Origin of the sequence: Flavobacterium fragile (genome assembly GCF_023634865.1) — a bacterium.
GTDB lineage: Bacteria > Bacteroidota > Bacteroidia > Flavobacteriales > Flavobacteriaceae > Flavobacterium > Flavobacterium fragile.
On sequence record NZ_JAMLJN010000006.1, the window covers coordinates 86,428 to 102,145 of the forward strand.

The 15,718-nt window shown below is 33.4% G+C and carries 16 protein-coding genes; 9 read left to right on the plus strand and 7 right to left on the minus strand.

Translation table 11 applies throughout. The features are described from left to right. Positions 1-26: 26 nt before the first annotated feature. On the minus strand, positions 27-773 hold the full coding sequence (gene truA / locus NAT47_RS08550; RefSeq protein ID WP_250581978.1) for a tRNA pseudouridine(38-40) synthase TruA: 747 nt from the start codon (positions 771-773) through the stop codon (positions 27-29). A gap of 97 nt (positions 774-870) precedes the next feature. On the opposite strand from truA, the gene NAT47_RS08555 reads away from it, so the two are divergent. Then, a complete protein-coding gene (locus NAT47_RS08555) occupies positions 871-1,365 on the plus strand; it encodes a metallophosphoesterase family protein (RefSeq protein WP_250581979.1) in 495 nt (164 codons plus the stop codon). A 106-nt stretch (positions 1,366-1,471) separates the two neighbouring features. Then, positions 1,472-2,128: a fructose-6-phosphate aldolase gene (gene fsa, locus NAT47_RS08560; protein WP_250581980.1), complete on the plus strand. Its 657-nt coding sequence runs from the start codon at positions 1,472-1,474 to the stop codon at positions 2,126-2,128. A gap of 61 nt (positions 2,129-2,189) precedes the next feature. On the opposite strand, the gene NAT47_RS08565 is transcribed toward fsa, so the two are convergent. Then, entirely contained in the window at positions 2,190-3,596 is a 1,407-nt protein-coding gene (locus NAT47_RS08565) for a TlpA family protein disulfide reductase (protein WP_250581981.1), read from the minus strand. 155 nt (positions 3,597-3,751) lie between these two features. Here NAT47_RS08565 and NAT47_RS08570 point away from each other — a divergent pair, with 155 nt between their 5' ends. The 6 genes from NAT47_RS08570 (at position 3,752) to NAT47_RS08595 (ending at position 8,958) form a co-directional block, all read left to right on the plus strand. After that, complete coding sequence (locus NAT47_RS08570) at positions 3,752-5,371, plus strand: ABC-F family ATP-binding cassette domain-containing protein (protein ID WP_250581982.1); 1,620 nt, start codon at positions 3,752-3,754, stop codon at positions 5,369-5,371. 94 nt (positions 5,372-5,465) lie between these two features. After that, positions 5,466-6,005, plus strand: coding sequence for a bifunctional pyr operon transcriptional regulator/uracil phosphoribosyltransferase PyrR (gene pyrR, locus NAT47_RS08575; protein WP_250581983.1), 540 nt, complete (start codon positions 5,466-5,468; stop codon positions 6,003-6,005). 28 nt (positions 6,006-6,033) lie between these two features. Then, positions 6,034-6,963: an aspartate carbamoyltransferase catalytic subunit gene (locus NAT47_RS08580; RefSeq protein WP_250581984.1), complete on the plus strand. Its 930-nt coding sequence runs from the start codon at positions 6,034-6,036 to the stop codon at positions 6,961-6,963. 29 nt (positions 6,964-6,992) lie between these two features. Continuing rightward, the gene (locus NAT47_RS08585) at positions 6,993-7,325 is read left to right on the plus strand and encodes a ribonuclease Z (protein WP_250581985.1); all 333 of its coding nucleotides are present in this window, start codon (positions 6,993-6,995) and stop codon (positions 7,323-7,325) included. A gap of 69 nt (positions 7,326-7,394) precedes the next feature. After that, positions 7,395-8,300 carry a ribonuclease Z gene (locus NAT47_RS08590; RefSeq protein ID WP_250581986.1) on the plus strand — a complete coding sequence of 302 codons (906 nt, stop codon included), beginning with the start codon at positions 7,395-7,397 and terminating at the stop codon, positions 8,298-8,300. A gap of 1 nt (position 8,301) precedes the next feature. Continuing rightward, positions 8,302-8,958: an HAD family hydrolase gene (locus NAT47_RS08595; protein ID WP_250581987.1), complete on the plus strand. Its 657-nt coding sequence runs from the start codon at positions 8,302-8,304 to the stop codon at positions 8,956-8,958. Here NAT47_RS08595 and NAT47_RS08600 read toward each other — a convergent pair. From NAT47_RS08600 to NAT47_RS08615, 4 genes are all read right to left on the minus strand, one after another. Beyond that, entirely contained in the window at positions 8,955-10,415 is a 1,461-nt protein-coding gene (locus NAT47_RS08600) for an FAD-binding domain-containing protein (RefSeq protein ID WP_250581988.1), read from the minus strand. The genes NAT47_RS08595 and NAT47_RS08600 overlap by 4 nt on opposite strands. A gap of 36 nt (positions 10,416-10,451) precedes the next feature. After that, the gene (locus NAT47_RS08605) at positions 10,452-11,738 is read right to left on the minus strand and encodes a cryptochrome/photolyase family protein (RefSeq protein WP_250581989.1); all 1,287 of its coding nucleotides are present in this window, start codon (positions 11,736-11,738) and stop codon (positions 10,452-10,454) included. A 71-nt stretch (positions 11,739-11,809) separates the two neighbouring features. Further along, on the minus strand, positions 11,810-12,508 hold the full coding sequence (locus NAT47_RS08610; RefSeq protein ID WP_250581990.1) for an SDR family NAD(P)-dependent oxidoreductase: 699 nt from the start codon (positions 12,506-12,508) through the stop codon (positions 11,810-11,812). A 4-nt stretch (positions 12,509-12,512) separates the two neighbouring features. Continuing rightward, entirely contained in the window at positions 12,513-12,980 is a 468-nt protein-coding gene (locus tag NAT47_RS08615; RefSeq protein ID WP_250581991.1) for an SRPBCC family protein, read from the minus strand. 136 nt (positions 12,981-13,116) lie between these two features. On the opposite strand from NAT47_RS08615, the gene NAT47_RS08620 reads away from it, so the two are divergent. Then, entirely contained in the window at positions 13,117-13,968 is an 852-nt protein-coding gene (locus NAT47_RS08620) for a DUF2911 domain-containing protein (RefSeq protein WP_250581992.1), read from the plus strand. Between the two features lie 44 nt (positions 13,969-14,012). Here the strand turns inward: NAT47_RS08620 and NAT47_RS08625 are convergent, their stop codons facing one another. After that, positions 14,013-15,692, minus strand: a complete 1,680-nt coding sequence (locus NAT47_RS08625; RefSeq protein ID WP_250581993.1) for a sodium:solute symporter — start codon at positions 15,690-15,692, stop codon at positions 14,013-14,015. Between the last annotated feature and the right edge of the window lie 26 nt (positions 15,693-15,718).

Consider the following 15,718-nt stretch of genomic DNA (forward strand, 5'->3'; position numbering starts at 1 on the left):
ATTTTCCTTGTTCTATTTTCTAAAATCTATTTTCTGTTTTCAACAAACGGATAGCTTACATTCACCAAATACAATCCGTGTGCTGGAACTGAAAATCCGGCTTTTCCTCTGTTTTTACTTTCGATAATCGTTCTTAAATCAGCGACTTCTATTTTGCCTAAACCAATGTTTACCATAGTTCCCACAATCGCTCTTACCATATTGCGCAAAAATCGATCCGCGGTGATGGTAAAGATAAGCTGATTTCCCGATTGTTTCCAATGCGCTTCCGAAATTTTACAATTAAACGTATTCACATCGGTATGTACTTTCGAAAAACATTCAAAATCAATGTATTCGAATAAAATTTTGCACGCATCATTCATTTTATCCAAATCCAAATGATGTGAATGATACCAACTTCCATCGGTAATAAACGCATCTTTAAACGTGTGCATGTAATATTCGTAAGTTCTCGAACTCGCATCAAAACGCGCATGAGCCTCATCAGCCACTTTAAAAATACGATACACTACAATCGACGGCGGTAAAAACGAATTCAATTTGTGTGACCAATAGTCGGAATCCAATTCCAATTCGGTTTCAAAATGCGCATACATTTGTTTGGCATGTACGCCCGAATCGGTTCTTCCGGCACCTACAATTGCGATAGTTTCTCTGAAAAGGGTAGAAAGCGCCTTTTCCAAAGTTTCCTGTACCGAAGCGGCGTCAGGCTGACTCTGAAATCCGTGGAAGTTTTTTCCATTGTAGGCAAATTCTATGAAATATCTCAAAATTGGGTGTTCGGTTTTCTTAAATAGCTTACAAATTTACAAAATTCAAAAGTAAAGTTCCTTTCAAATTGTGATAATAAAAACTTAATTTTGTCTTATGAAGAAAATTCTGTTGTTATCCGATACGCACAGTCATATTGATGATGCTATTTTGAAATACGTCAACCAAGCCGATGAAGTGTGGCACGCGGGCGATATTGGGAATTTAGAAGTCACTGACACAATTAAAAAACTAAAACCACTTCGCGCTGTTTATGGCAACATCGACGATGAAAAGGCACGTTTAGAATTCCCATTAAACAATCGATTTTTCTGTGAAGGTGTAGATGTTTGGATGACACATATTGGCGGTTATCCTGATAAATACAATCAAGCAATTCGTGCCGAAATCACAAAAAATCCTCCGAAACTATTCATTTGTGGACATTCGCATATTCTAAAAGTCCAATTTGATAAGAAATTGAATTTGTTACACATGAATCCAGGCGCTTGCGGAAAGTATGGTTTTCATCAAGTCAGAACCATGTTGCGTTTTGAAATCGATGACGATAAAATACAGAGATTGGAAGTGATTGAATTGGGTAAGAAGTAATCATAATGAATATTGAAAGCATTCTAGTAATTAATCTGTTAAATAAAAAAGGATTTCTTACTTTTGCATTTCAAAACAACACACAATACTTTAAAAACGAAAAGACATGAAATTTTTTATTGACACGGCTAATTTAGAGCAAATTAAAGAAGCACAAGAATTAGGAATTTTAGATGGTGTTACTACAAATCCATCATTAATGGCTAAAGAAGGGATCACTGGTAAAAACAATATTCTGAAACATTATGTAGACATTTGTAACATTGTTGACGGCGATGTAAGTGCCGAAGTTAATGCTATGGATTTAGAAGGTATGATCAGAGAAGGTGAGGAATTAGCTGATTTACATGAACAAATTGTAGTGAAATTACCTATGACTAAAGAAGGTGTAAAAGCATGTAAATATTTCTCAGATAAAGGAATTAAAACGAATGTTACTTTAGTGTTCTCTGCGGGTCAAGCGTTATTAGCGGCAAAAGCAGGTGCTACTTACGTTTCTCCTTTCTTAGGAAGGTTAGATGATGTTTCTACTGATGGATTAAATTTAATTCAAGAAATTAGAGATATTTACGACAACTATGGTTTTGAAACTCAAATTTTAGCGGCTTCTGTTCGTCATACGATGCATGTTGTAAATTGTGCTAAAATTGGAGCTGATGTAATGACAGGACCATTATCTTCAATTACGGGATTATTGAAACATCCTTTAACAGATATCGGAATTGCTCAGTTTATAGCGGATTACGAGAAAGGAAATAAATAATTTTCCGAACTATACAAAATAAAAAAGCGTTCTATTTGAACGCTTTTTTTAATGTAGTATTTCAATTTTTTAGATTTTGCTCGAAGTTCACATCAAATAAATTAGCAAATCCATTTTTGATGGTACCATCAGCGTTTAATATGATTATTCTGTGAATTTTAGTAATAACCCATTGTTTTCTGATAGTTTCAAAATCTACAGCATGTAACTCAAGTACATTCTTAAAATTATATTTCTTTAGTGCATTAGTCCAATTCACTTCATTATCATTGACATTTATAGCAATAAATTCATATTCAGGATATTTAGCTTGTAATTCGTTTACCTTTCTGTGAGACGCAACAAAATGAGATTCAGCATGACTTGTCCAAAAGAATAAAACGGTTGGCTTTTTTATCAAAGAATTGATATTGATAATCTGCTTGTTTCGATGCATTAATTTGACTTCTGGCAATTGATTACCTACTTTTAGGTTTTGAACGGAATTGTAAATTTCGGAAATCTCTTTCTTATTTTCTTCGTCAGTAGTCAACTGTAAATAACGTTCAATAAATTTTTGATTATTATACATGTTTTGATCTTCTAACAAATACATCATTGCTACATTATTCAATACCACATTTTTTACCTTTTGATTTTTAATTAAGGTATCAGTAATATTGAGTTTTTCGATATTGTTTTCTAACGAGTTTTCATTCAAATCTGAATGATCTTTTTGAAGTGCCACATTATTAAGCATTACACTCACATACTTTATGAACGGAGAATAATTCGTTAAAAGTGCATTTTCAAAATCTACATTTTTACGATGGTTGTAGTAATTTGAGGGTAATTTGGCTCTAACATTTTCACCCGTTCTGAATTGATGTGCGTAAGGATAAATTTCTTTTTTTGTAATGTGATGAAAATCTAAACAAGCCTTTGCTACAACATCGAAGTTTTCGTCCCACCCAATTTCTGCTTTTCGTTTTAGATAAAATGATTTACGGATTGCAAAACTAGAATCGATATTTTTAATAAAACTTTTTACATCTCTATCAAAAGTATCATACATTTTATCTTTGTCCGCTTCGTTTTTCAGATACAATTCCATCAAGAAGTTATTTTTTGTATCACCGCGACCACAAAAAACAACAGAGTTGTCAAAGTCAAACGTATTTACTCGAACCATCAAGCTATCATTCTTATCAAAATAGACATATTGATATTCAGGATTATGTTTAAAAGTGTACAAACCTGGAGTTAAAGAATCAAACTTGTGCATGAAACGATTATTTTTGTCCAAATAAATCGTATCAATTACCTCGTTGTCTTTCAGGAATAAAACATACTTTTCTTGCGGATTTATTATTTCTCCTCCAAAATAAGCAACGTAATCATCTCCTTTAAAAACTTTTTTACAAGAAACTAAAGAAGAAAAAAAGACGATAGATAGGGGTAAAAAATATTTAAAGTAATTTTTAATCATTCACTCTGTATTATTTAACAACAAAAGTATCAGATATAATTAAACTATGTTGTTAAGGTACAGTTAAAATAAGTTAATATTAATTCTAAACTTAAAGTAGTCAAAAATCTACTTATTTTACTACTTTTGCAACAATTTTAATAAAAAAAATAAAAATGTTAACAGTTTCAAACTTATCGGTTCAATTTGGAAAACGAGTTTTATTCGATGAAGTAAATACTACTTTCACGCAAGGAAATTGCTACGGAATTATTGGAGCAAATGGTGCTGGAAAATCAACTTTCATGAAAATTATTGCTGGCGAAATGGAGCCTACTTCGGGTAGAGTTATCTTAGAACCAGGAAAACGTATGTCGGTTTTAAACCAAAATCACAACTTATTTGATGAATATACCGTTTTAGATACTGTAATGATGGGGAATAAAGTATTACATGCTGTTAAAACAGAAATGGATGCTTTGTATGCCGATTATACAGATGAAAATGCCAACAGAATTGGAGAATTACAATTGCAATTTGACGAAATGAATGGCTGGAATGCTGAAAGTGACGCAGCAACCATGTTGTCTAACTTAGGAATTGGTCCAGAATATCACTATACCATGATGGCTGATTTGGATGGTAAGTTAAAAGTTCGTGTGTTATTAGCACAAGCCTTGTTCGGAAATCCTGATGTGTTGATTATGGATGAGCCTACCAATGACTTGGATTTTGAAACGATCGGTTGGTTAGAAAATTTCTTAGCGAATTATGAAAATACAGTTTTAGTCGTTTCGCACGACCGTCACTTTTTAGATGCAGTTTGTACGCATATTTCAGATATTGATTTCGGAAAAATTACACATTATTCAGGAAATTATACGTTTTGGTACGAGTCTTCACAATTAGCAGCTCGTCAGAAAGCGCAACAAAATAAGAAAGCGGAAGAGAAAAAAGCAGAATTAGAAGAGTTTATCCGTCGTTTTAGTGCGAATGTGGCTAAATCAAAACAAGCTACTTCTCGTAAAAAAATGATTGAAAAATTAAATTTAGACGAGATTAAGCCTTCAAGCAGAAGATATCCAGCAATTATTTTCGAAACGGAAAGAGAAGCAGGAGATCAAATTTTAAATGTACAGAATTTAGCAGCTTCAGTTGATGGTGAAACCTTGTTTAAAAATGTAGATTTAAACATGGCTAAAGGTGATAAAATTGTAGTTTTCTCTAAAGATTCGAGAGCTACGACTGCTTTTTACGAAATTTTAAACAACAAAATGACTCCGGATGCAGGAACATTTGATTGGGGAATTACAACAACACAATCGTACTTACCGGTAGAAAATCACGAATTTTTTGATGGTGTAGATTTGAATTTAGTAGATTGGTTACGTCAATGGGCAAAAACCGAAGAAGAACGCGATGAAGTTTACGTTCGTGGATTCTTAGGAAAGATGATTTTCTCAGGAGAAGAAGCCTTGAAAAAATGTAACGTATTATCTGGAGGTGAAAAAGTGCGTTGTATGTTGTCAAGAATGATGATGATTAGAGCTAACGTATTAATGTTAGACGAACCAACAAATCACCTAGACCTTGAGTCCATTACGGCATTCAACAATTCGTTGAAAAATTTCAAAGGTTCGGTTTTATTTACAACACATGACCATGAGTTTGCTCAAACGGTAGCCAACAGAATCTTAGAATTAACACCAAATGGCGCTATCGACAGATACATGACATTTGATGAGTATTTAGAAGATGAGAAAATCAAAGAATTAAGAAAGAAAATGTATTCTTAATATCAATCCCGTTACTACAACTAGTAACGGGATTTTTTTTACAATACGATTGCTATTAGAAATATAAATTCTAAATTTGTACAAACAACACACTATGAGTCAAAAACTTTTGCTCACTTCAAAAGAAGTACACATTATCTTGCATCGATTAGCTTGTCAACTAATTGAAAATCATTTAGATTTTTCCAATACCGTTTTAATAGGATTACAACCAAGAGGTAAATATTTAGCGGAGAGAATTAAGCAAATTCTGGAATCGGATTATAATATTTCCAACATTCAATTAGGATTTTTGGATATTACATTCTTTCGTGATGATTTTAGAAGAGGAGAAAAACCATTGGAAGCCAACAAAACCCAAATTGATTTCTTAGTAGAAGATAAAAAAGTAGTCTTCATCGATGATGTTTTATACACTGGAAGAAGTATTAATGCCGCTTTAACTGCCATACAATCTTTCGGAAGACCATCAGAAGTAGAACTTTTAACGCTAATCGACAGAAGATTCAGTCGCCATTTACCGATTCAACCAGATTATAGAGGAAGACAAGTGGATGCCATAAACAATGAAAAAGTAATTGTTAAATGGCAAGAAAATGACGGAGAAGACGCGGTATATCTGGTTACAAAATAAACAACAACAAACACACAACTACATATAAATGAAAGAATTATCAGTAAATCATTTAATCGGAATAAAATATATTACCAAACAAGATATTGATTTAATTTTCGAAACGGCCGACCATTTCAAAGAAGTTATCAATCGTCCTATCAAAAAAGTACCATCTTTACGAGATGTTACCATTGCTAACATTTTCTTTGAAAACAGCACTAGAACCAAATTATCTTTCGAGTTAGCACAAAAGCGACTATCAGCGGATGTAATTAGTTTTTCGGCAGCACAATCTTCGGTTAAAAAAGGAGAAACTTTGATAGATACGGTAAATAATATTTTATCAATGAAAGTGGATATGGTGGTTATGCGTCATAGTAGTCCTGGAGCAGCTCATTTCTTGTCGAAAAATATTAACGCAAGTGTTGTAAATGCTGGAGATGGCGCACACGAACACCCAACACAAGCGTTATTAGATAGCTTTACGATTAGAGAAAAATTAGGCGATGTAGGCGGAAAGAAAATCGTAATCGTAGGTGATATTTTACACTCGAGAGTAGCCTTATCCAATATTTTCGCTCTTCAAATGCAAGGCGCAGAAGTTAAAGTGTGTGGACCAAAAACGTTAATACCAATATATATTGAATCGCTAGGAGTGAAGGTAGAACCAAATCTTCGTAAAGCCTTAGAATGGGCAGATGTTGCGAATATGTTACGTGTTCAAAACGAACGTTTAGATGTAAGTTATTTCCCTACGACTAGAGAATATACACAACAATATGGTGTGACCAAAGAATTATTAGATTCGCTAAACAAAGAAATCGTAATCATGCACCCTGGACCAATTAATAGAGGAGTAGAGATTACTTCAGATGTTGCAGATTCTCAGCAATCCGTGATTTTGGAACAAGTAGAAAATGGAGTTGCCGTTCGTATGGCAGTGATTTATTTATTGGCAAGTAAGATTAAAAATTAGTATCTTAGCATAAATTCAGAATTCAACAAATGAAAGTCGATCAAAAAGGACATACTACAATAATTAAAGATACCCACAACAATGTGGAAGCTTTTGTGGAAAAGTTAACTAATGAATATCATGCATTTCAAGGTCAAAACTTGATTTTGGATGTATCGCAAGACAAAGCCATTTCGAATGCCGATTTAGCGCATTTTAAAGAATTAGCCAAAAACCACAAAAAGGCAAAAAAATCAATGATTATTGTTACTGACACGGTTGATTTTAATAAAGTTCCCAATTATTTAAACGTGGTTCCTTCTGTTTTAGAAGCTCATGACATGATTGAAATGGACGAAATTGAACGCGATTTAGGATTTTAATAAAAGTTTACAGTCTCAGTTTACAGTATTCAGTAACTGCGACTGAAAACTGCGACTGAACACTAAAAAATGAAACTACAAATACTCGGTTGTTACGCAGCCACTCCTAGAACCATTACGAATCCCACCTCACAAGTTTTAGACATAAAAAATCATATGTTTTTAATTGATTGTGGTGAAGGAACGCAAGTGCAATTACGTAAGCATAAAATCAAGTTTTCTCGTATTAATCATATTTTTATTTCACATTTACACGGTGATCATTTTTATGGATTAATCGGTCTAATTTCAACATTTATGTTGTTAAATCGAGAAAACGATTTACACGTTTATGGTCCAAAAGGAATCAAAGAAATCATTTTATTACAATTGAGAGCTTCGGGTTCGTTTACGGGTTATAATTTGTATTTCCACGAATTAGAATCGAAAGAAAGCGAAGTCATTTTTGAAGACGAAACGGTAATTGTAAAAACGATTCCATTAAATCATCGTGTGTATACAAATGGATTTTTGTTTCAAGAAAAGTTAGGAAAACGCCATTTGAATATCGAAGCAGTTGCCAAATACAAAATTGAAAAAGTGTATTTCGATAAAATTAAATCCGGAGGCAATGTGACATTAGATTCAGGTGAAATAATTGACAATGAATTGCTTTCGTTTCCGCCTGATGCTCCTATGAGTTATGCGTTTTGTAGCGATACTTTATATGATGAATCTATTGTTCCCATTATCAAAGATGTCGATGTTTTATATCATGAATCTACTTTCTTAGATTCGGAAATGCAATACACGGAAAAAACGAAACATGCAACAGCAAAAGAAGCGGCTAAAATCGCAAAATTAGCTAATGCTAAAAACTTAATTTTAGGACATTATTCTACACGTTATGGTTCTATCGAACCTTTCAAAACCGAAGCAGAAACTATTTTTGAAAATGTACTTTTAGCCGATGACGGCAAAGAATTTGAATTTTAATATGATACAGACTGTAATTTTCGATATGGATGGCGTAATTGTAGATACCGAACCGGTACATCATTTTGCGTATTACCAACATTTTAATGAATTAAACATCGCAGTTTCAGATGAAATGTATCGTTCGTTTACAGGAAATTCCACTCGAAATATCTTTCAGAAATTAAAAGCTCAATTCGATTTGCAAGACGATGTGGAAGATTTAATCTTGAGAAAACGCCATTTGTTTAACGAAGCTTTCGATTTAAAAGAAGATTTGTATTTGATTGAAGGTGTAGAAGAATTAATCCAAGAATTACATGCAAACGGAATTCAGCTAATTCTAGCTTCTTCGGCTTCAAAGGTGACGATTAACAGAGTGTTTACTCGCTTTAATTTACACCAATATTTTACCCATATTGTATCGGGAGAAGATTTTCCTAAGTCGAAACCACATCCAGCAATTTTTGAACATGCTGCAAGTTTATCAGTTGCTCCAATAGAAAATTGCATCGTAATTGAAGATAGTACCAACGGAATTCAAGCCGCAGTTTCAGCTGGAATTTTTTGTGTGGGTTACGATAGTTTTCATTCGAAAGACCAAGATTTATCCAAAGCTAATGTCGTTATTCGACATTTCAATGAATTGAATTTTGAGAAAGTTCGTGATTTAAACTAACTCATTTCTTGATCGTGTAAGGTATGTTTCGCTAAAATGCGCTTACTATCTTTTTTAACCGATTCATTTTTTCGCATCGACCAAAAGAAATCGCTCGAAAACTTTCTAGCTTCTTCCAAATTCACAATAGGATTCGGATAATCGCGTCCCAATTCAAACCCATACAACATGGATTCTATTGGAGTTAATTTCCAAGGTTCGTGGATGAATTCGGTTGGAATATTTGCTAATTCAGGCACCCACTTTTTGATGAAATTTCCATCTTCATCATGTTCGTACGAATTTTTCACCGGATTGTAAACACGTAGTGTATTGATTCCTGTAACGCCAGCTTGCATCTGAATTTGCGGATAGTGAATTCCAGGTTCAAAATCTAAAAATTGTTGGGCCAAATGCGGGCTACAATTTTGCCAAGGTTGGAACAAATGATGTGTATAAAACGATACTACCAAAGCACGCATTCTAAAATTCAAATAACCAGTCGTATTCAAACAACGCATACAAGCATCAACCAAAGGAACGCCCGTTTTTCCAGTAATCCAAGCTTTGTGGAATTTTTCGTTAACTCTTTGATTCAAATTGCGATAGCCTTTATTTACAGCGATGAATTCCATTGAACATTCCATCTCAAATTTCTGAATGAAATGCGCTTGCCAACGCAAACGTGAAGCAAAATTGGAAATCTGACGCTTAAATTTTCCTTGCTGATGCAATTCCCAAGCTTTAGTATATACTTGTCGAATTGATAAATTTCCCCATGCAATATAAGGCGATAAACGACTACATCCTTTTCTGGCTAATTCTGGTTTTGAAATGTGGCTGCTGTAATTTTGAATGCGTTCTTCAAAAAATGATTTCATGTAACGTAAGGCTGTTGGAACGCCACCTTTCTGAAAATTGGGATTGTGAACCGTTTGAATCGATGGAATTTCGAAATGATTTTCTAATTCTTCAATTTCAATATATTTAACAAAACTTCTGGGTGTAGGTTGAAATGGAAGGCAATCTTTATCCATAAAATCATACCAATCTTCTTTCCACGTTTTTCGATTTTTGATGCCTCGAATAACGCCGTTAGTGATGTATTCGTTCCAAGTGATACCTTTATTTTTTAATAATTTCGAAACAGCTAAATCTCTATCAAAAGTCAATTTAATTCCAGTCTCTTGATGTGAATAAACGGCTCTGATGGAAATAAGTTTCGATAGTTTTTCAAAAACTGCAACTGCTTCGCCTTGAACAATTAAGATTTGCGTGTGATATTTTAAAAGTTCTTTCTGTAAAGCTTCTAACGATTGTTTTATAAAATCAAAATGACGTTGACTGTAATGATAATCTTTCATCAACGAAGGTTCGAAAATGTAAAGCAATAAAGTCTTCCCAGAAGTTGATAAGGCTTCATGTAAGGCTTCATGATCGTGCAAACGCAAATCTCTCTTGAACCAAACAATTTTCATTTTTTTACGTTTTATAGTGTTTAGGGCAACGCTATTCTAACCAACAGCTTCTTTGTAGACTTTTAAACATTTTTCACGTGCTTCTTTATGGTCTACAATAGGTTTTGGATAATATTGAGTTTCCAATTCAGGAATCCATTTTTTGATGTATTTTAAGTCTTTATCAAACTTTTTGATTTGTTCTGTTGGGTTGAAAATTCGAAAATAAGGTGCAGCATCCACTCCAGAGCCAGCAGCCCATTGCCAATTCCCAACGTTACTAGCCATTTCGTAATCCAAAAGATTTTGAGCAAAATAAGCTTCGCCCCAACGCCAATCAATTAAAAGATGTTTACAAAGGAAACTGGCTACAATCATTCGAACCCGATTGTGCATGTGTCCCGATTTGTTTAATTCACGCATTCCGGCATCAACAAAGGGGTAACCCGTTTTTCCTTGACACCATTTTTTGAATTTTTCTTCGTTATTTTCCCATTGAATTGCATCGTATTTTTCCTTGAAACTTTTGTTTGCCGTATGTGGAAAATGCCATAAGATTTGCATGAAAAATTCGCGCCAAATCAATTCGTTCCAAAAGGTTTCGTTTTTTTCAGCAATAGCTTTGGCAATCATTTTTCGGATAGAAACCGCTCCAAATCGGAGATAAATTCCCAAATACGAGGTTTTGTTTAATGCAGGAAAATTTCTAGTAGCTTCGTAATTTTGAATTAAACTTTCGGAAACATCATAAGGCGTAACTTTAATTTCAGATTTTTCAAAACCAATTTCGTCTAACGATAAAAAAGGGTAGTAGTGTTTGGCTATCTTATCCAATTTTTCTTCCGAAGGATAATGAACTAATTTTATTTTTTTGAAGTTCTCTTTCCATTTTTTCGAATAAGGCGTGTACACCACATAAGGACTTCCATCATCTTTAACTACTTCGCTTTTTTCAAAAATTACTTGATCTTTCGAAGTTAAAAACGAAATTCCATTGGAAATAAATAACTGATTCATTTCCTTATCACGTTTACGCGCGTAAGGTTCGTAATCGTGATTGGTGAAAACAGACCTAATTTTATTTTCAGCAATTAACTTTTCGAAAATTTCAATAGGTTTACCATAAAAAACGGCTAATGATTTTCCGTGTTTATTCAATTCCAATTGAATTTTCTCTAATTGTTCGTGGATAAATGTTACTCGCGCATCATTTTTTGGTAATTGTGACAGAATATTTTCATCAAAAATAAAAATGGGTAAGACATCTTCATTACTATTCAAAGCATGAAAAAATCCTACGTTATCATCTACTCTTAAATCGCGTCTAAACCAAAAGATGTTCATTTTTTTTGTTTTGGGTTAAAGTTTCAAGTTTAAGGTTTCAAGTTTGATTTTTGAACTTGAAATTGAACTTGTTATCCGTTTACTAATAAACTTGACATTCCACCATCAACATGGAAAATTTGTCCTGAGATCCAACTGCTTTTATCACTTAATAAAAAGGTTGCCATTTGTGCGCTGTCTTCTGGTTTTCCAAATCGTTTTAACGGATGGCGCTCGGCTGATTTTTCTTGTTTCGTTTCGTTATTCAAGAATTTATCGGCTAAAGGGGTATCGGTTAATGATGGTGCAATTACGTTTACTCTAATTTTTGGTGCATATTCTGCGGCTAATGCTTTTGCAAAACCTTCAATTGCACCTTTTGAAGCGGCTACGCTAGTATGAAATGGCATTCCCATGGTAGCAGCTACACTACTAAAAGCAACTATACTCGCTTGTTCCGATGCTAATAGATTTGGCAAGACTGATTGAATTACTTTTACCAAACTTAGGAAATTAATTTGTAAATCGGTTTCAAAAGCTTCTGGTTTTAGTCCTTTGAAAGGTCTTAAATTGATGCTTCCCGGACAATATACTAATCCATCAATGATAGTTGGTAATTTAGATGTGTCAATTGTGTCAGTTGTTGCATCAAATGCAATGTGAATAGCTTTAACATCGGATAAATTTTCATTACTTCTTGAAGCAATGTAAACGTTATTTTCGAATTGTAGTTCTTTTGCTATGGCTAATCCAATTCCGTAAGAACCACCTATTAATAATATGTTTTTCATGATGTTATCCTTTAAATTCCCCAAATAATTCGATTAATTTTTTTCTACGATATTCAAATATCTCATCTAATTTTGGTTTCACTAAAATAGGATGAACCAACTGACCTAAAATTCCCATTGGGACTTTATAATCTACAATATCTTCCATTTCAACACCACCGGGAATTTCTTTGATGAAATGTTTGTGATGCCATAATGCATAAGGACCAAAACGTTGTTCGTCTACAAAATAGTGTTTGTCAACCACATGAGTAATCTCTGTCACCCATTTAGTTGGAATTCCTAAAACTGGAGTCACTATATATTGAATAATTTGCCCCGGAAACATTGGTCTATCAGCTCCAGAAAGAATTTTAAATCCCATGTAATCTGGGGTAATCAATTGTAAATTTTTGGGATCAGATAGAAGTTTCCAAGCTTTGTCAATTGAAATTGGTAAATTTTGTTTGGTATGTAGTCGATAAATTTTCATGATTATTTTTTTTTGTAAAAGTACAAAATTGTTTAAACTTTTAAGTAAAAAATTAAACAAAAAAATATCATTTAAGTATTAATTAACATTTGGTTTGATCACAATTTGTAAATTTGACCATCTAAAAACACTAACTATGAGAAAAATTATTGTAATGTTGGCCTTAGTATTAGCCAATTTTGTGGTAGAGGCACAAGTAAAAACACCTCAGTCAAGTCCATTAGCAAAAGTTGAACAAGTTGTTGGATTAACTAATGTACAATTAGAATATTCTAGACCAAGTGCAAAAGGAAGAACTGTTTATGGAGATTTAGTTCCTTTTGGTAAAATGTGGAGAACAGGAGCAAATGGAAACACAACTATTTCCTTCAGTGATGATGTTAAAGTTGCAGGAAAAGAACTTAAAAAAGGAAAATACGCGTTGTTTACAACTCCAAAGGCAGATAGTTGGGATGTGATTTTCTATACGGATACTAACAATTGGGGTTTACCAGAGAAATGGGATGATACAAAAGTGGCATTAAAAGTAACGCTTAAGCCTGAAACTTCAAATAAATCAGTAGAATCATTTACTATTTCTTTGAACAACTTAACTAGTGATGCTGGTGTTGTTGAAATTTCTTGGGAAAGAACTTCAGTAGCTATTCCTTTTACAGTTCCTTCAGAAGAAATGGCTATGAAGAGTATAGAGAAAACGTTAGCAGGTCCAACTGCAGCAGATTATTTTTCATCTGCTCAATATTTCTATCAAACTAATAAAGACATGAATAAAGCGTTAACTTGGGTTAACAATGCTATTTCAAACTCACCAAAAGACAGAGATGTTCCTTTTTGGTATTTGAGATTAAAGTCTTTAATACAAGCAAAATTGGGTGACAAAAAAGGAGCTATTGCTACAGCAAAAGAATCTTTAGCTTTATCAGTTAAAGCTGGAAACGCTGATTATGAGAAAATGAACAAAGACAGCATTGCTGAATGGTCTAAATAATGAAGCATTTTAATAAACAAAATCCCGATTCAATCGGGATTTTTTTATGTTTTATTTGAATATTTTTGGATTAAGAATGATAACGTAATTGTTAAAAGCGCTCCAATAAAATTCAACCATAAATAACTTACCACATCCAAATAAAAGATATAAAAAATGGTTAACTGGCTCACGCAAGCTCCAATGAAGACTGCCTTTCCTTTGATATAATTGATATAGAATCCTATTAAGAAAATACCTAAAACGGTTCCGTAGAAAATCGAACCAATGATGTTCACCAATTGAATCAAATTTTCGAATAACGAACTAATACATGCAAATCCAATGGCTACCATTCCCCAAAATACTGTGAAATATTGTGTGGCTACTACATAATGCTTATCGGATTTACTGCTCACGTTTCTTTTGTAAATGTCGATAGCTGAAGTAGCACCAAGGGAATTCAAGCCAGATGCACTAGACGACATAGCCGCACTAAAAATTACAGCTAAAAGTAAGCCTAGAAGTCCTTTTGGTAAGTAATTTAAAATGAAATACAAAAACACATAATCTTTGTCATTAGTTTCTGTTTTTTCGTCTACTTTTTTAATCACTTCTTTCGCGTCTTCTCTTAAATCTTTTTCTTTCAAGGAAAGTGCTACCATTTGTTTCTTTAAAATAGGATTATCGAATTCATTGTGCTTTAATTGTTCGATATAAATTTGATTCACAATCTTTTTGTCTGTGTTGATTTGTGATAATTTTTGTTCTAAATTTTCGTAATCGGCCTTGTATTCCGAAGCTTTTACTTTTTCAACATTGGTTGGATTGAAATGAAGGGGAGCATCGTTAAATTGAAAGAAAACAAATACTAAAACTCCAGTTAAAAGAATGAAAAACTGCATCGGAACTTTCAAAATTCCGTTCATTATTAATCCCATTTGACTTTCTTTAACCGATTTTCCAGATAAATAACGTCCTACCTGAGATTGATCCGTTCCAAAATAGGAAAGCATCAAGAAGAATCCACCGGTAATTCCACTCCAGAACGTGTAACGTGTCTCTGGATTGTAAGAGAAATCTAGAATGTCCATTTTTCCATTTGCGCCTGCAATATGAAGTACATTTGAAAAATCAACTTCGTGAGGAAGATTCGCTAAAATGTAAAAGAAAATGATGAACATTCCCGACATAATCACGAACATCTGATGTTTTTGGGTAACATTAACTGCTTTAGTTCCGCCTGTTACGGTGTAAACAATTACTAAAATTCCGATGATGATATTCAGCATATTTAAGTTCCAACCCAATAAAGCCGATAAAATAATCGATGGCGCATAAATCGTAATTCCGGTTCCAAGTCCTCTTTGAATTAGGAATAAAATGGCGGCTAATGTTCTAGTTTCAATATTAAAACGTTGCTCTAAGTATTCATAAGCGGTATATACTTTCAGTCGATGGTATATTGGAATAAAAGTATAAGCAATTACAATCATCGCTAAAGGCAATCCAAAATAGAATTGCACAAATCCCATTCCGTCATGATAGGCTTGACCTGGTGTTGATAAAAAGGTAATTGCGCTTGCTTGTGTAGCCATAACCGAAACCCCAACGGTGAACCAAGGCGTTTCGTTGTTATCTAATAAATAGTCTTTTACATTGGTGCTTCCTTTGGTTTTAAGAATTCCGTAAATGACAATAAACGATAAAGTGACTGATAAAACTATCCAATCTAAATTTTCCATACTTAGGTATAAATTTCTTTTAATAA

Coding starts and splice junctions, on each gene's coding strand:
- NAT47_RS08620 (WP_250581992.1), top strand. CDS start 13,117: ATGAGAAAAATTATTGTAATGTTGGCCTTAGTATTAGCCAATTTTGTG.
- NAT47_RS08605 (WP_250581989.1), bottom strand. CDS start 11,738: ATGAACATCTTTTGGTTTAGACGCGATTTAAGAGTAGATGATAACGTA.
- NAT47_RS08600 (WP_250581988.1), bottom strand. CDS start 10,415: ATGAAAATTGTTTGGTTCAAGAGAGATTTGCGTTTGCACGATCATGAA.
- NAT47_RS08585 (WP_250581985.1), top strand. CDS start 6,993: ATGAAAGTCGATCAAAAAGGACATACTACAATAATTAAAGATACCCAC.
- NAT47_RS08590 (WP_250581986.1), top strand. CDS start 7,395: ATGAAACTACAAATACTCGGTTGTTACGCAGCCACTCCTAGAACCATT.
- NAT47_RS08565 (WP_250581981.1), bottom strand. CDS start 3,596: ATGATTAAAAATTACTTTAAATATTTTTTACCCCTATCTATCGTCTTT.
- NAT47_RS08610 (WP_250581990.1), bottom strand. CDS start 12,508: ATGAAAAACATATTATTAATAGGTGGTTCTTACGGAATTGGATTAGCC.
- NAT47_RS08595 (WP_250581987.1), top strand. CDS start 8,302: ATGATACAGACTGTAATTTTCGATATGGATGGCGTAATTGTAGATACC.
- fsa (WP_250581980.1), top strand. CDS start 1,472: ATGAAATTTTTTATTGACACGGCTAATTTAGAGCAAATTAAAGAAGCA.
- NAT47_RS08625 (WP_250581993.1), bottom strand. CDS start 15,692: ATGGAAAATTTAGATTGGATAGTTTTATCAGTCACTTTATCGTTTATT.
- NAT47_RS08570 (WP_250581982.1), top strand. CDS start 3,752: ATGTTAACAGTTTCAAACTTATCGGTTCAATTTGGAAAACGAGTTTTA.
- NAT47_RS08615 (WP_250581991.1), bottom strand. CDS start 12,980: ATGAAAATTTATCGACTACATACCAAACAAAATTTACCAATTTCAATT.
- NAT47_RS08580 (WP_250581984.1), top strand. CDS start 6,034: ATGAAAGAATTATCAGTAAATCATTTAATCGGAATAAAATATATTACC.
- pyrR (WP_250581983.1), top strand. CDS start 5,466: ATGAGTCAAAAACTTTTGCTCACTTCAAAAGAAGTACACATTATCTTG.
- NAT47_RS08555 (WP_250581979.1), top strand. CDS start 871: ATGAAGAAAATTCTGTTGTTATCCGATACGCACAGTCATATTGATGAT.